Annotated in this window: 11 protein-coding genes; 6 read left to right on the top strand and 5 right to left on the bottom strand. The window is 72.6% G+C overall.

The features are described 5' to 3' along the window. Positions 1-79 precede the first annotated feature (79 nt). Together HD597_RS11685 and HD597_RS65760 are read left to right on the top strand one after the other, a co-directional pair. A complete protein-coding gene (locus tag HD597_RS11685; RefSeq protein WP_253742032.1) occupies positions 80-1,552 on the top strand; it encodes a peptide MFS transporter in 1,473 nt (490 codons plus the stop codon). 11 nt (positions 1,553-1,563) lie between these two features. Then, positions 1,564-2,172 carry a trimeric intracellular cation channel family protein gene (locus HD597_RS65760; RefSeq protein WP_253742031.1) on the top strand — a complete coding sequence of 203 codons (609 nt, stop codon included), beginning with the start codon at positions 1,564-1,566 and terminating at the stop codon, positions 2,170-2,172. Between the two features lie 3 nt (positions 2,173-2,175). On the opposite strand, the gene yczR is transcribed toward HD597_RS65760, so the two are convergent. Then, complete coding sequence (gene yczR / locus HD597_RS11675) at positions 2,176-3,606, bottom strand: MocR-like transcription factor YczR (RefSeq protein WP_253742030.1); 1,431 nt, start codon at positions 3,604-3,606, stop codon at positions 2,176-2,178. Between the two features lie 63 nt (positions 3,607-3,669). On the opposite strand from yczR, the gene yczE reads away from it, so the two are divergent. The 4 genes from yczE to HD597_RS11655 all read left to right on the top strand — a co-directional run bounded on the left by yczE (position 3,670) and on the right by HD597_RS11655 (position 8,550). After that, positions 3,670-4,305 (top strand): membrane protein YczE, encoded by a 636-nt coding sequence (gene yczE / locus HD597_RS11670; RefSeq protein ID WP_253742029.1) that lies wholly within the window; start codon positions 3,670-3,672, stop codon positions 4,303-4,305. Positions 4,306-4,349: 44 nt separating this feature from the next. Beyond that, on the top strand, positions 4,350-6,104 hold the full coding sequence (locus tag HD597_RS11665) for a glycoside hydrolase family 15 protein (RefSeq protein ID WP_253742028.1): 1,755 nt from the start codon (positions 4,350-4,352) through the stop codon (positions 6,102-6,104). Positions 6,105-6,226: 122 nt separating this feature from the next. Beyond that, the gene (locus HD597_RS11660; protein WP_253742027.1) at positions 6,227-7,951 is read left to right on the top strand and encodes a PHP domain-containing protein; all 1,725 of its coding nucleotides are present in this window, start codon (positions 6,227-6,229) and stop codon (positions 7,949-7,951) included. Beyond that, entirely contained in the window at positions 7,948-8,550 is a 603-nt protein-coding gene (locus tag HD597_RS11655) for a hypothetical protein (protein ID WP_253742026.1), read from the top strand. Before HD597_RS11660 ends, HD597_RS11655 begins: the two co-directional genes overlap by 4 nt. Before the next feature lie 34 nt (positions 8,551-8,584). On the opposite strand, the gene HD597_RS11650 is transcribed toward HD597_RS11655, so the two are convergent. From HD597_RS11650 to HD597_RS11635, 4 genes are all read right to left on the bottom strand, one after another. Next, complete coding sequence (locus HD597_RS11650; protein WP_253742025.1) at positions 8,585-9,526, bottom strand: lytic transglycosylase domain-containing protein; 942 nt, start codon at positions 9,524-9,526, stop codon at positions 8,585-8,587. A gap of 56 nt (positions 9,527-9,582) precedes the next feature. After that, positions 9,583-10,839, bottom strand: coding sequence for a cation:proton antiporter (locus tag HD597_RS11645; RefSeq protein ID WP_253742024.1), 1,257 nt, complete (start codon positions 10,837-10,839; stop codon positions 9,583-9,585). Positions 10,840-10,943: 104 nt separating this feature from the next. Then, positions 10,944-14,240: a PQQ-dependent sugar dehydrogenase gene (locus HD597_RS11640; RefSeq protein WP_253742023.1), complete on the bottom strand. Its 3,297-nt coding sequence runs from the start codon at positions 14,238-14,240 to the stop codon at positions 10,944-10,946. A 149-nt stretch (positions 14,241-14,389) separates the two neighbouring features. Further along, a complete protein-coding gene (locus tag HD597_RS11635; protein WP_253742022.1) occupies positions 14,390-15,541 on the bottom strand; it encodes a sugar phosphate isomerase/epimerase family protein in 1,152 nt (383 codons plus the stop codon). Positions 15,542-15,637 lie beyond the last annotated feature (96 nt).

Below are 15,637 nucleotides of genomic sequence, written 5' to 3'. Positions count from 1 at the left end.
AGCGGCAAGAGCTTGCGCGGAAACACCCTCGTCCGTCACGTAAAGTGATCGTGACAGTGCGCGGAGTATGGGGGCGTGGATGAGCGACAGGACATTCTTCGGGCATCCGTGGGGCCTCGCGACGCTGTTCGGCACCGAGATGTGGGAGCGGTTCTCCTGGTACGGCCTGCGGGCGATCCTGGCCACGTTCATGGCCGCCTCGCCGGCGCACGCGGGTCTCGGGCTGTCGCAGGAGACGTCCCAGGCGGTGGTGGGCGTCTACGGTGCGCTCATCTACCTGGTGGCGCTGCCGGGCGGGTGGATCGCGGACCGCATCCTGGGGGCTCGCAGGTCGGTGTTCTGGGGCGGGTTCGTCATCATGCTCGGGCACATCAGCATGGCGATCCCCGTGACGTCGGCGTTCTTCGTCTGGCTGGGGCTGCTGCTGATCATCGTCGGCACCGGCCTGCTCAAGCCGAACATCTCGGTCATGGTCGGCCGGCTCTACCCCGAGGAGGACGACGGGCGCAGGGACGCCGGGTTCTCGCTGTTCTACCTGGGCATCAACCTCGGCGCCTTCTTCGCGCCCCTGGTGGTGGGCTGGCTGGCCGGGGGCGACCGGTGGCACCTGGGGTTCGGCGCGGCGGCGGTGGGCATGGCGCTGGGCCTCGTCCAGTACGTCCTGGGCGGCCGGAGCCTGCGCGGCGTCGGCGAGCGCCCCGGCATGCGGCTGACCCCGCGCGAGCGCCGCCACTTCGGCCGCCTCGTGGCGCTCGGCGTGGTGCTGACGGCGGTCGCGCTGGGCGCGTGGGCGGCGACCGGCACGCTCACGATCGACCGGTTCACGGTCGCGCTCACGCTGGTCATCCTGATCGTGCCGGTCGCGTACTTCGGTTACATCATGTTCGGCAGCCACGACCTGACCGAGGACGAGCGGATCCGGATGAAGGCCTACATCTGGCTGTTCGTGGCGGCGGCCATCTTCTGGATGATCTACGACCTGGCGCCGAGCAAGCTGCTGTTCTTCGCCCAGGACCACACCGACCTGTCGCTGTTCGGCGTCAGGATCAACCAGGCCACGACGCAGTCGTTCAACCCGCTGTTCATCATGATCTTCGTGCCGGTGTTCGCGGCGCTGTGGGTGAAGCTCGGCACGCGGGTGAGCACGCCGCAGAAGTTCGGGTTCGCGCTGGTCATGGTGGGGCTGAGCTTCGTGGTGATGGCCGTGGCCGCCGGGCTGGCCGGCGCGGGGCGGGTCTCGGTGTGGTGGCTGGTGCTGGTCTACCTGATCCAGGTGTTCGGCGAGCTGTCGCTGAGCCCGGTCGGGCTGTCGGTGACGACGAAGCTGGCGCCGGAGGCGTTCAAGGGGCAGATGCTGGGGATCTGGTTCATCGCGGTGTCGGTGGGCGACGCGGTCGGCGGGCAGACGGGGCGGCTCGGCCGGGTGATGTCCGAGCCGATGTACTACCTGGTGCTGGCGGCGATGGCGATCGTGGCCGGGCTGGCGCTGTTCCTGTTCACACGGAGCCTGCGCGTGATGATGGCGGAGCACCATGAGCCCGCCATGCGGTAGACATTCCGAACGTGTCTGAACTTCTCGATCTCGTCGGCATCTTCGTCTTCGCACTGTCGGGCGCGCTCATGGGGGTGCGCAAGCGGCTCGACGTGGTCGGGATGGCGGTGCTGGCCGAGATCACCGCGCTCGGCGGCGGCGTGGTGCGCGACCTCATCCTGAACGTGCGGCCGATCGCCTTCCAGAGCCTCGGGTACGTGCTGGTGCCGGTGGCGGCCACGGTGATCGTCTTCTTCTGGCATCCGCACGTGGCCCGGGTGATGCCGGCGATCCTGGTGCTGGACGCGGCCGGGCTCGGGCTGTTCTGCGCGGTCGGCACGGAGAAGGCCATGGAGTACGGGCTCAGCCCGCTGCACGCGGCGCTCCTGGGGGTCACGACGGCCGTCGGCGGGGGCATGCTGCGCGACGTGCTGGCCGGGGAGATCCCCACGCTGCTGTACGACCGGCAGCTCTACGCGCTGCCCGCGCTGCTGGGGTCGGCGGTGATGGCGGGGCTGTCGTACCACGGGATGCACGGCTGGCCGGCCACGCTGGCGGCGGCGCTGCTGGCGTTCGGGCTGCGGATCGCGGCGATGCGCTACAAGTGGCGCGCACCCCTGGCCAAGGGCATCGGCGAGTGAGCCTCACACCATCGCGATGAGCTGGTCCGAGGGGCGCGGGGCGCCGGTGGGGCCGTGGTCGCGGGCGGCGCGCAGGCGGGTGACGGCGTCCGCGAGCAGGCAGGGCGGCTGGGTGTAGGGCAGGCGGAGGTAGCCCTCCAGGGTGCCTTCGAGGCCGAACCAGGGGCCGGGCGCCAGGCGTACGCCGTGGGAGAGCGCGGCCTCGGCGAGCGGGGTGGAGCCGGCGCCGTCCAGGCGGACCCAGAGGGCGCCGCCGCCGCGCGGCGGCTCGAAGGACCATTCGGGCAGGTGGGTGCGCAGCTCCGCGGCCAGGGTGTCGCGTGAGGCGCGCAGCGTGCGGCGGCGCTCGGCGCGGGTCTCCTCCAGCCGGTCGAACAGCCGCGCCACGACGAGCTGCTCCAGCACCGGGCTGGCGATGTCCACCGACGAGCGGAACGTGGTGAGCCGCCTGGCCAGGGCGGCCGTGGCGCGGATCCAGCCGATGCGCAGCCCGCCCCACCACAGCTTGGAGGCCGAGCCGATGCTGATGACGCGCTCGTCGGTGTCGAAGGCCGCCATCGGCGAGGTGCGCGGCACCTCGTCCAGGGCCAGCTCCGACCAGGTCTCGTCCACCAGCAGCAGCGTGCCTGCGCGGCGGGCGGCGCCGGCGACGGCCGCGCGGACGGGGTCCTCCATGAGGGCGCCCGTCGGGTTCTGGAAGTCGGGCATGAGGTAGGCCAGGCGCGCGCCCGACTGGAGCATGGCGCCGGCGACGACGTCGGGCTGCCAGCCGTCGTGGGCGACGCCGACCGGCACGATGCGGGCGCCGCGCCGGCGGGCGGCGTCGATGGCGTGCGGGTACGTCGGCGACTCCACGATCACCGGGTCGCCGGGGCCGGTCAGCAGGCCCATGACCAGGTGGATGGCGTTCTGGGCGCCGGTGGTGACGACGATCTGCTCCGGCCTGGTGGCCACGCCCCTGGCGGTGTAGCGGGCGGCGATGCGCTCCCTGAGCGAGGGCAGGCCCATGGGGTCGTAACCGTTGCCCATGCCGTACCTGGGCAGGTCCTCCACGGCCGCCGTCATGGCGGTGAGCAGGGCCCCGGGGGCGGCCGGGGCGGCGGTGTGGAGCTGGATGAGGCCGTCGCGGTCGGTGCCGAGCCACGGGTTGTCGGGCCAGACGGCCGGGTCGGGCAGGGCGGTCCAGCTTCCCGAGCCCTGCCGGCTCTCCAGGTAGCCGCCCTCGCGCAGCAGGTCGTAGGCGGCGGTGACGGTGGTGCGGCTGACCTTGAGGGTCTCGGCGAGGTGGCGCTCGGCGGGCATGCGCACGCGTACCGGGATCTGGCCGTCCATGACCAGCGTGCGGACGCCGTCGGCGAGGGCGCGGTAGTACGGGCGCGCCGCAGGATCGACGTCGAGGAGCCGGGCCACCTGCATGGCTGACATATGCCGCATAAGGCCACTTTTCGTGATTGGCCCTGTTTTGGCAAATCGGAAGATGCCAATCTGGAGGCCATCATGAGCGAATCGACCATCCCGCTGCCGAGTTCACTGCCCGCCCGCCTCGTCCGCCTCTACGGCGGCCTGGCCCTGTACGGGCTCGGCATCGCCCTGCAGGTGAAGTCCGGGCTCGGCAACGGCCCGTGGAACGTCTTCCACGAGGGCGCGGCCCTGCGCACCGGCCTGTCCATCGGCACCGTCATCCTCGCGGTGGGCGCGCTGGTGATGCTGCTGTGGATCCCGATGAAGCAGCGGCCCGGGCTCGGCACGATCAGCAACGTGCTGCTCGTCGGCCCGTTCGCGGACGCGGCGATCTTCCTGCTGCCCAGCACCGAGCACCTGGCGCTCCAGACCTTCTACCTCGTCATGGGCGTCGTCGTCATCGCCCTGTCCACCCTGCTCTACATCGGCGCCGGCCTCGGCCCCGGCCCCCGCGACGGCATCATGACGGGGCTGGTGCGGCTGGGCATGTCGGTCCGGCTGGCCCGCCTGTCCATCGAGGTCGCCGTGCTGATCGCGGGCTGGCTGCTGGGCGGCACCGTGGGTCTGGGGACCGTGGTGTTCGCGCTGGCGATCGGGCCGTTGACGCAGGCGTTCACCCGCTGGTTCCCTCTGACTGATCCCGTGGCCCGGGGCGGGCATGACGCGACATGATCGACCCGGCCACGGGATCACTCTTCTCCGAGTAGCGTCTAGGCATGCGGATCGAGGATTACGCGCTGATCGGAGACATGCAGTCCGCCGCGCTCGTGGGGCGTGACGGCTCGATCGACTGGCTCTGCCTGCCCAGGTTCGACTCGCCGTCGTGTTTCGCGGCCCTGCTCGGCAGCGAGCGCAACGGGCACTGGTGGCTCGGGCCCACCGGCAGGAAACCCGCCACCCGGCGGCGCTACCGCCCCGACACGCTGATCCTGGAGAGCGAGTGGGACACCCCCACGGGCACCGTCCGCGTGACCGACTTCATGCCGCCGCGTGACCGCAACCCCGACGTCGTGCGCATCGTCGAGGGCGTGTCCGGCTCCGTCCAGGTCTCCACGCAGCTGCGCGTGCGCTTCGACTACGGCCGCATCGTGCCGTGGGTGCGCCGCACCAACGGCCACCTGCAGGCCATCGGCGGGCCCGACTCGGTCTGGCTGCACTCCCCCGTGCCGCTCAAGGGCGGCGACTACGCCCACCGGGCCACGTTCACCGTGAACGAGGGCGACCGGCTGCCGTTCGTGTTCACCTGGCATCCCTCGCACGAGCCGATGCCGCCGCAGATCGACTGCCACAGCCAGCTCGACGAGACCGAGGCGTTCTGGGCGGAGTGGGTGGGCAAGTGCACCTACTCGGGCCCGTACCGCGAGGCCGTGGTCCGGTCGCTGATCACGCTGAAGGGCCTGACGTACGCGCCGACGGGCGGCATCGTCGCCGCGCCCACCACGTCCCTGCCGGAGGACCTGGGCGGCGTGCGCAACTGGGACTACCGCTTCTGCTGGCTGCGCGACGCCACGCTGACGCTCGACGCGCTGATCAGCTCCGGCTACCTGGAGGAGGCGGCCGACTGGCGGGCCTGGCTGCTGCGCGCGATCGCCGGCCGCCCGCAGGACCTCCAGATCATGTACGGCGTCGCGGGCGAGCGCCGCCTGCCCGAGCTGCGCCTCGACTGGCTCGACGGCTACGAGGACTCCCGCCCGGTGCGCATCGGCAACGAGGCGGTCAAGCAGCTCCAGCTCGACGTCTACGGCGAGGTGATGAACTGCCTGTACGTCTCGCGCACCCGCGGCCTGTCGGCCGACGACCGGGCGTGGACCATCCAGCGGCAGCTCCTCGACTACGTGGAGGACCACTGGGACGAGCCGGACGAGGGCCTGTGGGAGGTACGCGGCCCGCGCCGGCACTTCGTGCACTCCAAGGTGATGTGCTGGGCGGCACTCGACCGGGCCGTCAAGTACGTCGAGGGCTTCGGCCGCACCGGGCCGGTGGACAAGTGGCGGGCGCTGCGCGACGTCATCCACGCCGAGATCTGCGACAAGGGATTCGACGCCCAGCGCAACACCTTCACCCAGTCGTACGGCTCGTCGGAGCTGGACGCGGCGCTGCTGATGATCCCCATGGTCGGTTTCCTGCCGGTCGACGACCCGCGCGTGGCGGGCACGGTGGCGGCGATCGAGAAGGAGCTCATGGCCGACGGGTTCGTGCTGCGTTACCCGATCGCCGAGGACAACGACGTCGACGGGCTGCAGGGCGGGGAGGGCGCGTTCCTGGCGTGCAGCTTCTGGCTGGTGGAGGTCATGGCGATGCAGGGACGCAAGGACGAGGCCAAGGACCTGTTCGAGCGGCTGCTGACGCTGCGCAACGACGTGGGGCTGCTGGCGGAGGAGTACGACCCCCGCTACGGGCGGCTGGTGGGCAACTTCCCGCAGGCCTTCAGCCACGTTCCCCTGGTGCACGCGGCCCGCGCCCTCTCGTAGCGCGGGGTCGTGATCGAGTCGGCATTTACCGCTCTCTTGGCGTTCATGTCCGATTCATCCGGTTCCGCAACGCTCCCGCCGTAGCCGGCGCACCCTTTCCGGCGGGACGGAGAAACACCCCCATGGGCCACGGGCACCATCACCATGATCACGATCACGACCACGCGCACGAGCGGCCCGGAGACACCGAGGCCGCCGCGGCGCGGGACCTCGCGGTACCCGACGGCGAGCTGTCGCCGGGGCAGCTCTCGCGCCGGCGCATGTTCCGGCGGGCCGGGCTGCTCGGCGCCGGCCTGACCGCCGCCGGCGTGCTGGGCGGCGAGGGGCAGGCCGCCGCCACCGCCACCGCCGCCACCAGGGACGAGGGGCGCGGGCGGGAGCCCAGGGACGGCTACCAGTGGCTGGCCGGCGACCACCACATCCACACCCAGTACAGCTCCGACGGCATCTACCGGGTCATCGACCACGTGCGCCACGCCAACGCCTTCGGGCTGGGCTGGATGGTCATCACCGACCACGGCGGCGCCGCGCACGCCAAGATCGGCGTCGAGAAGGTCAACCCGGACATCGTGGCGGCCCGCGAGGCGGTCAAGGACACGCTGGTCTTCCAGGGCCTGGAGTGGAACATCCCGGCCGCCGAGCACGGCACCGTGTTCGTCGCCCCCGGCCGGGGCGAGGTCGCGACGCTCAAGGAGTTCGAGAGCTCCTTCGACGGGTCGGTGAAGGGCGCGAGCTCCAACACGCCGCAGAACGAGGCGCTGGCCATCGCCGGCCTGAACTTCCTGGCCGACGCGGTCAGGAAGCGCCGCGTGCCGGACGCGCTGTTCCTGGCCAACCACCCCTCCAGGAAGGGCATCGACTCCCCGCACGAGATCCGCGGCTGGCGCGACGCGCAGCCGTCGATCGCGGTCGGCATGGAGGGCGCGCCCGGCCACCAGGCCGCGGGCATCCCCAAGCCGAACGGCCCCGGCGGCGGGCGCGGCTACTACGACGGCGGCCCCGGCGCCGACTCCTTCGCCGGTTACCCGGCCGAGAGCTACAAGACCTTCGGCGGGTTCGACTGGATGACCTCGACCGTGGGCGGCCTGTGGGACAGCCTGCTGGCCGAGGGCAAGCCGTGGTGGATCACCGCCAACTCCGACGCGCACTGGGTGCACGGCGACACCAGCGACCGCGGCCCGGGCAGCGACTTCAACGCCAACGGCCGCTACGAGGACCCCGTCTACAAGGGCGTGGCCAACTTCGGCTCCGGCGACTTCTGGCCCGGCTTCTACAGCAGGACGCACGTCGGCGCCCAGGACTTCTCCTACCGCGCGGTCATGGACGCCCTGCGCGCCGGCCGGATCTGGGTGGACCACGGCGGCCTGATCAGCGGCCTGGTGGTGCGGGCCCGCGCGGCCGGCACCGGCCAGCGTGGCGTGACGCTCGGCGACACCCTGCACGTACGGCAGGGTGCCCGCGTCGAGCTGGCCATCGAGCTCACCCTGGCCGGGCGGCCGAACTGGGCGCAGTTCGTGCCCACGCTGGCCCAGGTGGACGTCATCCAGGGCGACGTCACCGGCCCCGTCTCCGACAAGGACGCCTTCACCACGCCGAACACGAAGGTCGTGCAGTCGTACGAGGTGAACAGGAACAGCGGCACCGTCACCTTCACCTACCAGCTCGGCGCCGTCGACCGCCCCGTGTACGTGCGGCTGCGCGGCACCGACGGCAAGCGCAGCGCGCCCGGCCTGCTGGGCGCGGCCGTGGACCCGCACGGCCCGCAGATCGACGTGTACGGCGACGCCGACCCGTGGAACGACCTGTGGTTCTACAGCAACCCGATCTGGGTGCTGCCGCGCCGATGATCCTCGGATTCGACGCGGGCAGCCGCACGTTGCCCGAGGCCGAGCACCTGCTCCACACCGTGGTGCGGGCGCTCGGCCTGCCGGGCGAGCCGGTCGGGTGCACCCACTTCGTCCCGGCCGGGCAGGCGGGGGACGAGCCGCACGTCGCCTGCTCGCTGGCCGTCCCCGGCACCGTGACGGCCGCGGCCCTTCCTGCGGCCCTTCCTGCGGCCCTTCCTGCGGCGCTGGACGAGCCGCCGGTCGCCGTGTCGTGGGCGCTGGGCGGGGAGCGCGCCGGGCCGCTGGCGGCCGGGGCGGCGCTGGCGGCGGCCGAGCACGAGGCCGGGCGGAGCGGCCGGGTCGTCACCTTCCCCGGCCGTGACCTGCTCACCGGCACCCTCAGCGCGGGTGAGCTGCGCGCCGGCTCGGCGATCGACCTGGTGCTGCTGCTCGCCTCTCCCGGGCCGCCGCCCGACGACGTGGAGATCGTCACGAACGACCACGTCAGGCCCGTCTGGCGGGACGGCCTCATGACCCTGCTCACCATGCCGGCCGCCGGCGGCCGGATCACCCCGGCCGAGGTGCCGAACCCCACGCCCTGCTGCGCCGACCACACCTGACCGGCCGGGAGGGGCGGCGCCCGGCCCGCTCGTCCTACGGGCCGGTCAGGCGGCGCTCCCCCGCCGTGGTGATCACGTACACCTGCCAGTTGTAGTACGCGTAGTAGGCGCGCGGGTCGCGCTTGATCTGGCGGGAGTGCAGCAGGATGGCGTCCACGTACGCCTGGGACGGGTTGTAGGCGTGCAGGGCGCGCTGGTAGTCGCGGGGCGCGCCGCTGGCCTTGAGGTAGTTGGCCGCGCCCATGACCGCGTCGCGCGGGTCGCGCACGTCGCCGCCCATCCCGTACGCCTTCCACGTGGCGGGCATGAACTGCATGGGGCCCTGGGCCCCGACGTGGCTGTCGGCCCGCACCCGGCCGAACTTCGTCTCCGCGAACATCACCGCCGCCAGCACCTCCCACTCCACCCCGAACCTGCGCTCGGCCTTCTTGAAGTGGCCGAGCAGCTCGCCGGCGGGGCGGGGCTGCTGCGTCCTGAAGACGGCGTCCGGCTTGATGGGGTGGGCCAGGGCGAGCAGCTCGCCGATGGCGGCGGTGTTGTCCCTGGCCTGCGCGGCCAGGGCGGCGGGCAGGCGGGCGAAGGCCTTGGCGGCGAGCCGGGGGTGGCGGGCGGCGTGGCGGTAGATCCGCTGCTGGTGCAGGGCCAGCAGCTCGACGTCCTCGGGTGGCCGGCCGGGCGCCGGGGCGCCGCCCTCCGTCCAGGCGTCGATGGACTCGTTGAGCGCCGCCGTGGTCTCCTTCAGGGCCGCGGCCAGCTTCGCGGCGCTGCTGGGGAGCTTCTCGTCGGGGGCGGGGAGCTTCTTCTCGGGCGGCGGCGTCGTGGCCGCCGGTGCCGAGGGCGCGGCCGTGGACGGCGGGCCGGCAGGCTGGCCGTCCGGCGGGCTCGCCGGGGCCGCTCCGCACGCCGCCGCGCAGGCGAGCACGGCCGCGCCCCAGGCGAGCCGTCGTGGCCGGATGTGCTTCGGGCGTGCCTCCATGGAGGGCCAACCTACCCGCCCTCGAACGGCTCCGGCAGCTTGGCCGCCGCCGGCGGTCAGCCACGCTCCTTCGCCGCTCCGTCGAGACGGTCGCGGAGCGTGTCCACGTGGTTCATCGCCGGGGTGGCGGTGACGCCGTGCAGCACGACCGAGGCCAGGACGGTGAAGCCGGTGACCGCCCACAGCTCCCGCGCCGGCACGCCGAAGTCGGCCTCCCCCAGCGCGTACGCCAGGTAGAACAGCGACCCGATCCCCCTGATGCCGAAGAACGAGATCGCCAGCCGTTCCCTCGGCCCCGCCCGGCCGCGCCACTGGACCAGCCAGCCGGCCAGCGGCCGGATGACGAGCAGCAGCAGGAGGCCGACCGCGGCACCGCGCCAGGTGAGCGCCGCCAGGCCGCCGGTGGCGACGAAGCCGCCGAGCAGGAGCAGCAGCCAGGCCGTGAGCAGCCGCTCGATCTGCTCCACGAAGCCGTGCAGCACGTTGTTGTAGCCGTGGCCGTGCTCGGCGCTCCTGATGGCGCACGCGGTGACGAACACCGCGACGAACCCGTAGCCGTGGGCCAGCTCCGTCACCCCGTACGCGAGGAACGTGCAGGCCAGCGCGACGAACCCGTCACGGCGCTCCGACAGGCGCAGCCCGTCGGACCTGGCGCGGAAGAACAGCCGGCCGAGCAGGCGGCCGATCAGCAGCCCGAGTACGGCGCCGGCGGCGGTGCGGTAGAGCACGTCCACCAGGGCCCATTCCCCCCACGTGACGGAACCGGCGGCCACGGCGATGGCGGCGTACACGATGGGGAAGGCCAGCCCGTCGTTGAGGCCCGCCTCGGAGGTCAGCGCGAAGCGGACCTCGTCGTCGGCGTTCTGGGCGTCCACGGGCTCGCCCACGTGCACGTCCGAGGCGAGCACCGGATCGGTGGGCGCGAGCACGGCCCCGAGCAGCAGCGCGGCGGCGAGCGGCCAGCCAGGCAGGGCGAGGGCCGCGGCGGCGACGCCGGCCACGGTCAGCGGCATGCCCAGGGCGAGCAGCCGCCAGGTGGTGGACCAGCCGCGCGGCCCGGTGCGGCGGTTGATCGCCAGGCCCGCGCCCATGAGGGAGATGACCACGCACAGCTCGGTGATGTGCTCCAGGGCCGCGCGATGGGCGATCGGGTCGGGGTCGGGTAAGCCGATGGGCAGGGTGAACAGGAGCACGCCCGCCAGCAGGTAGACCAGGGGCAGGGACAGGGCGCGGCGGGCGAGGAACTCGGGGAGGATCGCGGCGAGCAGCGCGGCGGCGCCGCCGAGGGCCAGGACGAGGTCGAGGGTGGACATCGCCGGAGCACCTGCCCGGAAGATCGCGAAATATCCCTTTTTGGGCGGAGGAGGCGGCGATGCCTGGCGGTCTCACCGCAGGAGGGTGAGACCGCCAGGGCGGGTCAGGCTGAGCGGAGCCGTTCGATCAGCGCGTTCGCGTCGCGGACCAGGGCCGATCTGACCGCCGCGTCCCGCACGTTGCCGCGCTTCTCCGCGACCTTGACGAACCGTTCGAGCGCCGCGACCGCCAGCGCCCGCTTGCCCTTCTTCTCGTGCCGCTCCGCCGACGCCAGGTGCTCCTGCAGGTCCGCGGCGGCCCTCAAGGTGATCGCCCCCGTCTGCCGGAAGCGCGAGACGAGCGCCCGCACGTCGGCGTAGGAGGTGGTGGTCCGGAACGTCACGGAGGCGGTGGCGGTCCTGCCCGCCTGGTCCGTGACGGTGCCGGTGAGCAGGTGCTCGCCGAGCGGCAGCGCCCACAGCGGCACCGGTTCGCCGGACGCGACCGCCTCGCCGTCGAGCGAGGCCGTCACCCCGGCCACGCCGGACACCGCGTCGGCCCCGGTCAGGACGGGGGTGACGGTGGCCGAGTCGCCGTGGGCGCCGGGCTCGACACCGCTGATCGTCAGCGTCGGGTCCGACTTGTCGATCTTCACGGTGCGGGTGCCGACCGGGGAGACGTTGCCGCCGTTGTCGGTGGCCCGGAAGCGGACCTCCTTGGCTCCCTCGGCGCTGAGCGTGACGGGGTTGTTGGCGTTGGACCAGGTGGTGCCGTCCAGGGAGTACTGGCGCGAGGCCACGGTGCCGTTGTCGGTGGCGGTGACGGCGAGCGTGACGTTGCCGGTGTACCAGCCGTTCGTGCCGTCCGGCTGGGCGGGGGTGAGGGTGGCGGTGACGGCCGGCGGGGTGGTGTCGGCGACGCCGCCGCCCTGGAAGGTGAACGCGTCCAGGTCCACGCCGCCCGAGGAGGTGACGTATAGGCGGCCGGTGCCCTCCGGCAGGTCGCCGAGCGGCGTGGTGACCGTCTGCCAGCCGTCGCCCGCGGGGACGGTCACGGTGGCGAACGGCTCGGCCGCCGGCGAGTTCCAGCGCAGCGACAGCGTGCCCGCGCCGGACGCCCTGGTCCGGACCCCGGTGATGCCGGCGAAGTGCACCGGGTCGTAGGCGATCCAGTCACCCGGGTCGAACGAGGTGACCTTGGCCTTGGCCGAGGCCGCGTCGTCGGGGGTCTCCGTGACGCCGCTGCTCTCGTCGGCGTGCTCGGCCTGCGCCAGCTTGGGGTTGAGGGTGAGCGCGGCCTCGCCGAGCGCGCCGGGGATGGAGCCGGCGCCGTTGTCGCGGTAGCTGACGACGACCACGCCGTAGATGTTCTCGGTCTCCCCGTGCTCGGGCGCGCTGGCCGGGGTCGGCCAGGCCCCGGAGCAGCCCGTGCCGAGCGTCTCGGGATGCGCGTGCGTGTCGTGCCCGAGGCCGAACGTCCACTGCACCCGCGAGCACACCGGGTTGTCGCCGTCCTCGGCGTCGGACACCCCGATCTGGTACGGCAGCGCGTTCCCCCAGTCGAAGAACCCGCCGTTCGGCGGCGTCCTGACCGTCACCACGGGCGCGGTGTTGCCCACAGTGATCTCGACGGAGGTGAGCCCGGCCCTGCCGCCGGAGTCGGTGACGCGCAGCCGGGCCGCGTACTGGCCCAGCTCGGTGTAGGTGTGGGTGGCGGTGACGCCGGTGGCGTCGAAGTCTCCGTCGCCGTCGAAGTCCCATTCGTAGGTCAGCGTGCCCGCCTCGGTGTCGCTGGAGGCGCCGGCGTCGAAGGCGACGGTGAGCGGCGCGGCGCTGCTGGAGGTCCGGTCCGCCGCGATCCTGGCCTGCGGGGTCTTGTTGGCCGGGGTGTAGTCGATGCGGTAGAGGCCGGCGTCCGGGTTGGCGCGGAAGAAGCCGTCGCCGTAGTCCAGCACGTACAGGGAGCCGTCGGGGCCGAACTCGATGTCCATCGGGCTGTCGGTGACGGGCTGCGCGGCGGTGCGCAGCGCGCTGTTGGGCAGGAAGTGCTCGATCGCGGTGACCGGCCCGTCGGCGCCGGTGAAGGTGAAGGCCGCCAGGTAGTCCTGGGAGAACTCGGCGAAGAACGCCTTGCCGTCCCAGTGCTCGGGGAGCTTGCCGGGCGCGGGGTTGTCCGGGTCGTAGTGGTAGACCGGCCCGCCCATCGGGCCCTGGCCGCCCTGCGGGTCGAAGTCGGTGAGCCCGGCCCACGCGGCGGGCTGGTGGGTGTTGTTGTCGCCGTAGTACAGGTCGGCGGGCACGGCGGCCGGGAGCCGGGCCAGGCCGGTGTTCCAGCGTGAGGTGTTGGCGGGGCCGGCCGCGCAGTCGAACCACGGGCCGGGCCGGGCGGTCTCGAAGTCCCAGTCGTTGTAGTTGAAGTTGTCGCCCGTGCAGTACGGCCAGCCGCTGTTCATCGGCTTGGTGAGCGGGGTGATGTTCCACTCGACGTACCCCATGGGGCCCCTGGCGGGGTCGCCGGTGCCGGCGTCGGGGCCGTAGTCGGCCCAGGACAGGGTGCCGGTCTCGGCGTCCACGTCCATCCTGAACGGGTTGCGCACGCCGGTCACGAAGATCTCCGGCCTGGCGCCGGCCGTGCCGGGCGCGAACAGGTTGCCCGCGGGAACCGTGTACGTGCCGTCCGCGGCCACCTTGATCCGCAGGATCTTGCCGCGCAGGTCGTTGCTGTTGCCCGCGCCGCGCCGGGCGTCCAGGCCCGGGTTCATGCCGGGCGCGTCGTTGTTGGGCGCCATGCCGTTGGCGCCCGGCGTGCCGGCGGGGGTGTTGTCGCCGGTGGCGAGGTACAGGTTGCCGTCGGCGTCCCAGTCGACGTCGCCGGCGACGTGGCAGCACTGGCCGCGCTGCGCCTCGACCTTGATGATGACCTGCTCGGTGGACAGGTCGAGCGCGCTGCCCGTCCACTTGAAGCGGGAGAGCTGGTTGTAGCCCTTCCACTGGTTCCAGTACGTCTCGTCCGCCCCGGCGGGCAGCGTGTTCGGCGCGGATCCGGCCGGGGTGCCCGGCGGGTAGGGCGCCGTCATCGTCCTCGGCGCGTAGTAGAGGTAGACCCACTTGTTCTGGTCGAACTCCGGGTCGAGGGAGATCGTCTGCAGGCCGTCCTCGGAGTTGGCGTAGACCGGGACGGTGTTGATGACCCTGGTGACGCCGGTGGCGGGGTCGGTCAGCCGGATGTCGCCGTTGCGGGCCGTGTGCAGCACCCGCCGGTCGGGCAGGACGGCCAGGTCGATCGGCTCGCCGACGTTCTTGGTCAGGGTGATCTTCTCGTAGCTGGACCACGTGGTGGCCGGGTCGTGTGCCCGGGCGGGTAAGGACAGGCAGGCGCCGGCCAGCACGAGGCCGCCGAGCACCGCGAGGGTACGCTGCATGGTGATGCCGCTCCTAGGACGAGGAGTGTCAGATGCCGGACCGCCACGCCTGCCGGGCCAACGGCAGGGTGCTTCGTGGCGGTCCGGTTCCGTGTCAGGGCCGCTTCAGGACCGTTTCAGGGCCGCTTCTGGGCCGCTTCTGGGCCGCTTCAGCCGCGCAGGGCGGCCATGTTGCGGTAGCTGAGCTCGGCGAGCTGGAGTGACTGCGCCGGGTCGGCGCCGGGGGCGTTGTCCTGCTCGTACATCGGGTTGTGGTAGCCGGGGTGGCGCAGGCGGGAGAAGAACCGCCGGTAGTCGATGTCGCCGGTGCCGAACGGCACCATGTCGTAGCCGTTGGGGACGGCCGGGTTCGACGCGCCGTCCTTGGCGTGGAAGAGGGGGAAGCGCTTCTCCTGGGCCCTGACGGTGCGCAGCGGGTCGAAGACGTCGGTGCGCGCCGAGCCGTCGGGCGCGGTGTAGGTCCGGTGCTTGTACTGCGCGACGTGCGCCCAGTAGATGTCCATCTCGAAGTGCACGAGCCGGGGGTCGCTGATCCCGAAGAAGTACTCGAGCTTGCGGATGCCGGACGAGCGCGTCGGCCGGCCCTGCTCGTCGGGCGGGCCACTGTCGAGCAGGAACGCGTAGGCCGCGTCGTGGTTGTGCGTGTACAGCTTGATCCCGGCGTCGCGGGCGATCGCGCCGAGCGCGTTCCACTTGTCCGCCGCCACGTCCCAGTCCGCCTTGTACGCGCTGCCGGTCGGGTCGGAGCCGGTGCCCATGTGCTCCAGGCCCAGGATGTTCGCGATCTCCAGCGCCAGCTTGAACCGGTCGAGATCGGCGGTCGTCAGCGGCCAGGAGCCGGGGATGAACCCGTGGTTGCCCTGGGCGCGCAGCCCGTAGGCGTCCAGCCAGCCGCGCAGCAGCCGGGCGCCCTCGACGCTGTCCAGGCTCGCGCCGCCCTCGGCGTTCGCGTGCTGCCGGTAGCCGGCGAACTCGACCTGCCGGTACCCGATGGCCGACAGCGCCTCCAGGACGCGGCGGAAGCCCGTCGGCGAGGTGGTGGAGGCCGGGTCGCGGGTGATCGCGTCACGGACGGTGTAGAGGATGATGCCGCGCTTGCCCGGCGGGACGAGCACCCGGCGGGTGCCTGCCGCGGCGGGCTGGGCGAGGGGGATCGCGGCGGCGGCGGCCAGGCCGGTGGTGGCGGCGAAGAGGCGGCGGCGGCTCAGCCCCAGCCGGTGGCGGAGCGTCTCGGCGCGCTCCCGCTCCTCGTTCACGTGGTCGGGCAAGGCGTCGTCAGGTAAGGCATGGCGAGGGCTCACGCGAGGGTTCCCTTCCTTGAGGGACGCGTGCGCCGACCACGTCGCAGCGGATCCGTGCCCGTTCCCCGCGGGCATGCCACCGCCCCGGTTCCCGGA

The sequence above is a fragment of the Nonomuraea thailandensis genome (assembly GCF_024172165.1).
GTDB lineage: Bacteria > Actinomycetota > Actinomycetes > Streptosporangiales > Streptosporangiaceae > Nonomuraea > Nonomuraea thailandensis.
Note: the sequence above shows the minus strand (reverse complement) of the source record. Positions and strands in the feature narration are given on the sequence as shown.

Coding starts and splice junctions, on each gene's coding strand:
- yczR (WP_253742030.1), bottom strand. CDS start 3,606: ATGCGGCATATGTCAGCCATGCAGGTGGCCCGGCTCCTCGACGTCGAT.
- HD597_RS11645 (WP_253742024.1), bottom strand. CDS start 10,839: ATGTCCACCCTCGACCTCGTCCTGGCCCTCGGCGGCGCCGCCGCGCTG.
- HD597_RS11660 (WP_253742027.1), top strand. CDS start 6,227: ATGGGCCACGGGCACCATCACCATGATCACGATCACGACCACGCGCAC.
- HD597_RS11655 (WP_253742026.1), top strand. CDS start 7,948: ATGATCCTCGGATTCGACGCGGGCAGCCGCACGTTGCCCGAGGCCGAG.
- HD597_RS11650 (WP_253742025.1), bottom strand. CDS start 9,526: ATGGAGGCACGCCCGAAGCACATCCGGCCACGACGGCTCGCCTGGGGC.
- HD597_RS11685 (WP_253742032.1), top strand. CDS start 80: ATGAGCGACAGGACATTCTTCGGGCATCCGTGGGGCCTCGCGACGCTG.
- HD597_RS11640 (WP_253742023.1), bottom strand. CDS start 14,240: ATGCAGCGTACCCTCGCGGTGCTCGGCGGCCTCGTGCTGGCCGGCGCC.
- HD597_RS11665 (WP_253742028.1), top strand. CDS start 4,350: ATGCGGATCGAGGATTACGCGCTGATCGGAGACATGCAGTCCGCCGCG.
- yczE (WP_253742029.1), top strand. CDS start 3,670: ATGAGCGAATCGACCATCCCGCTGCCGAGTTCACTGCCCGCCCGCCTC.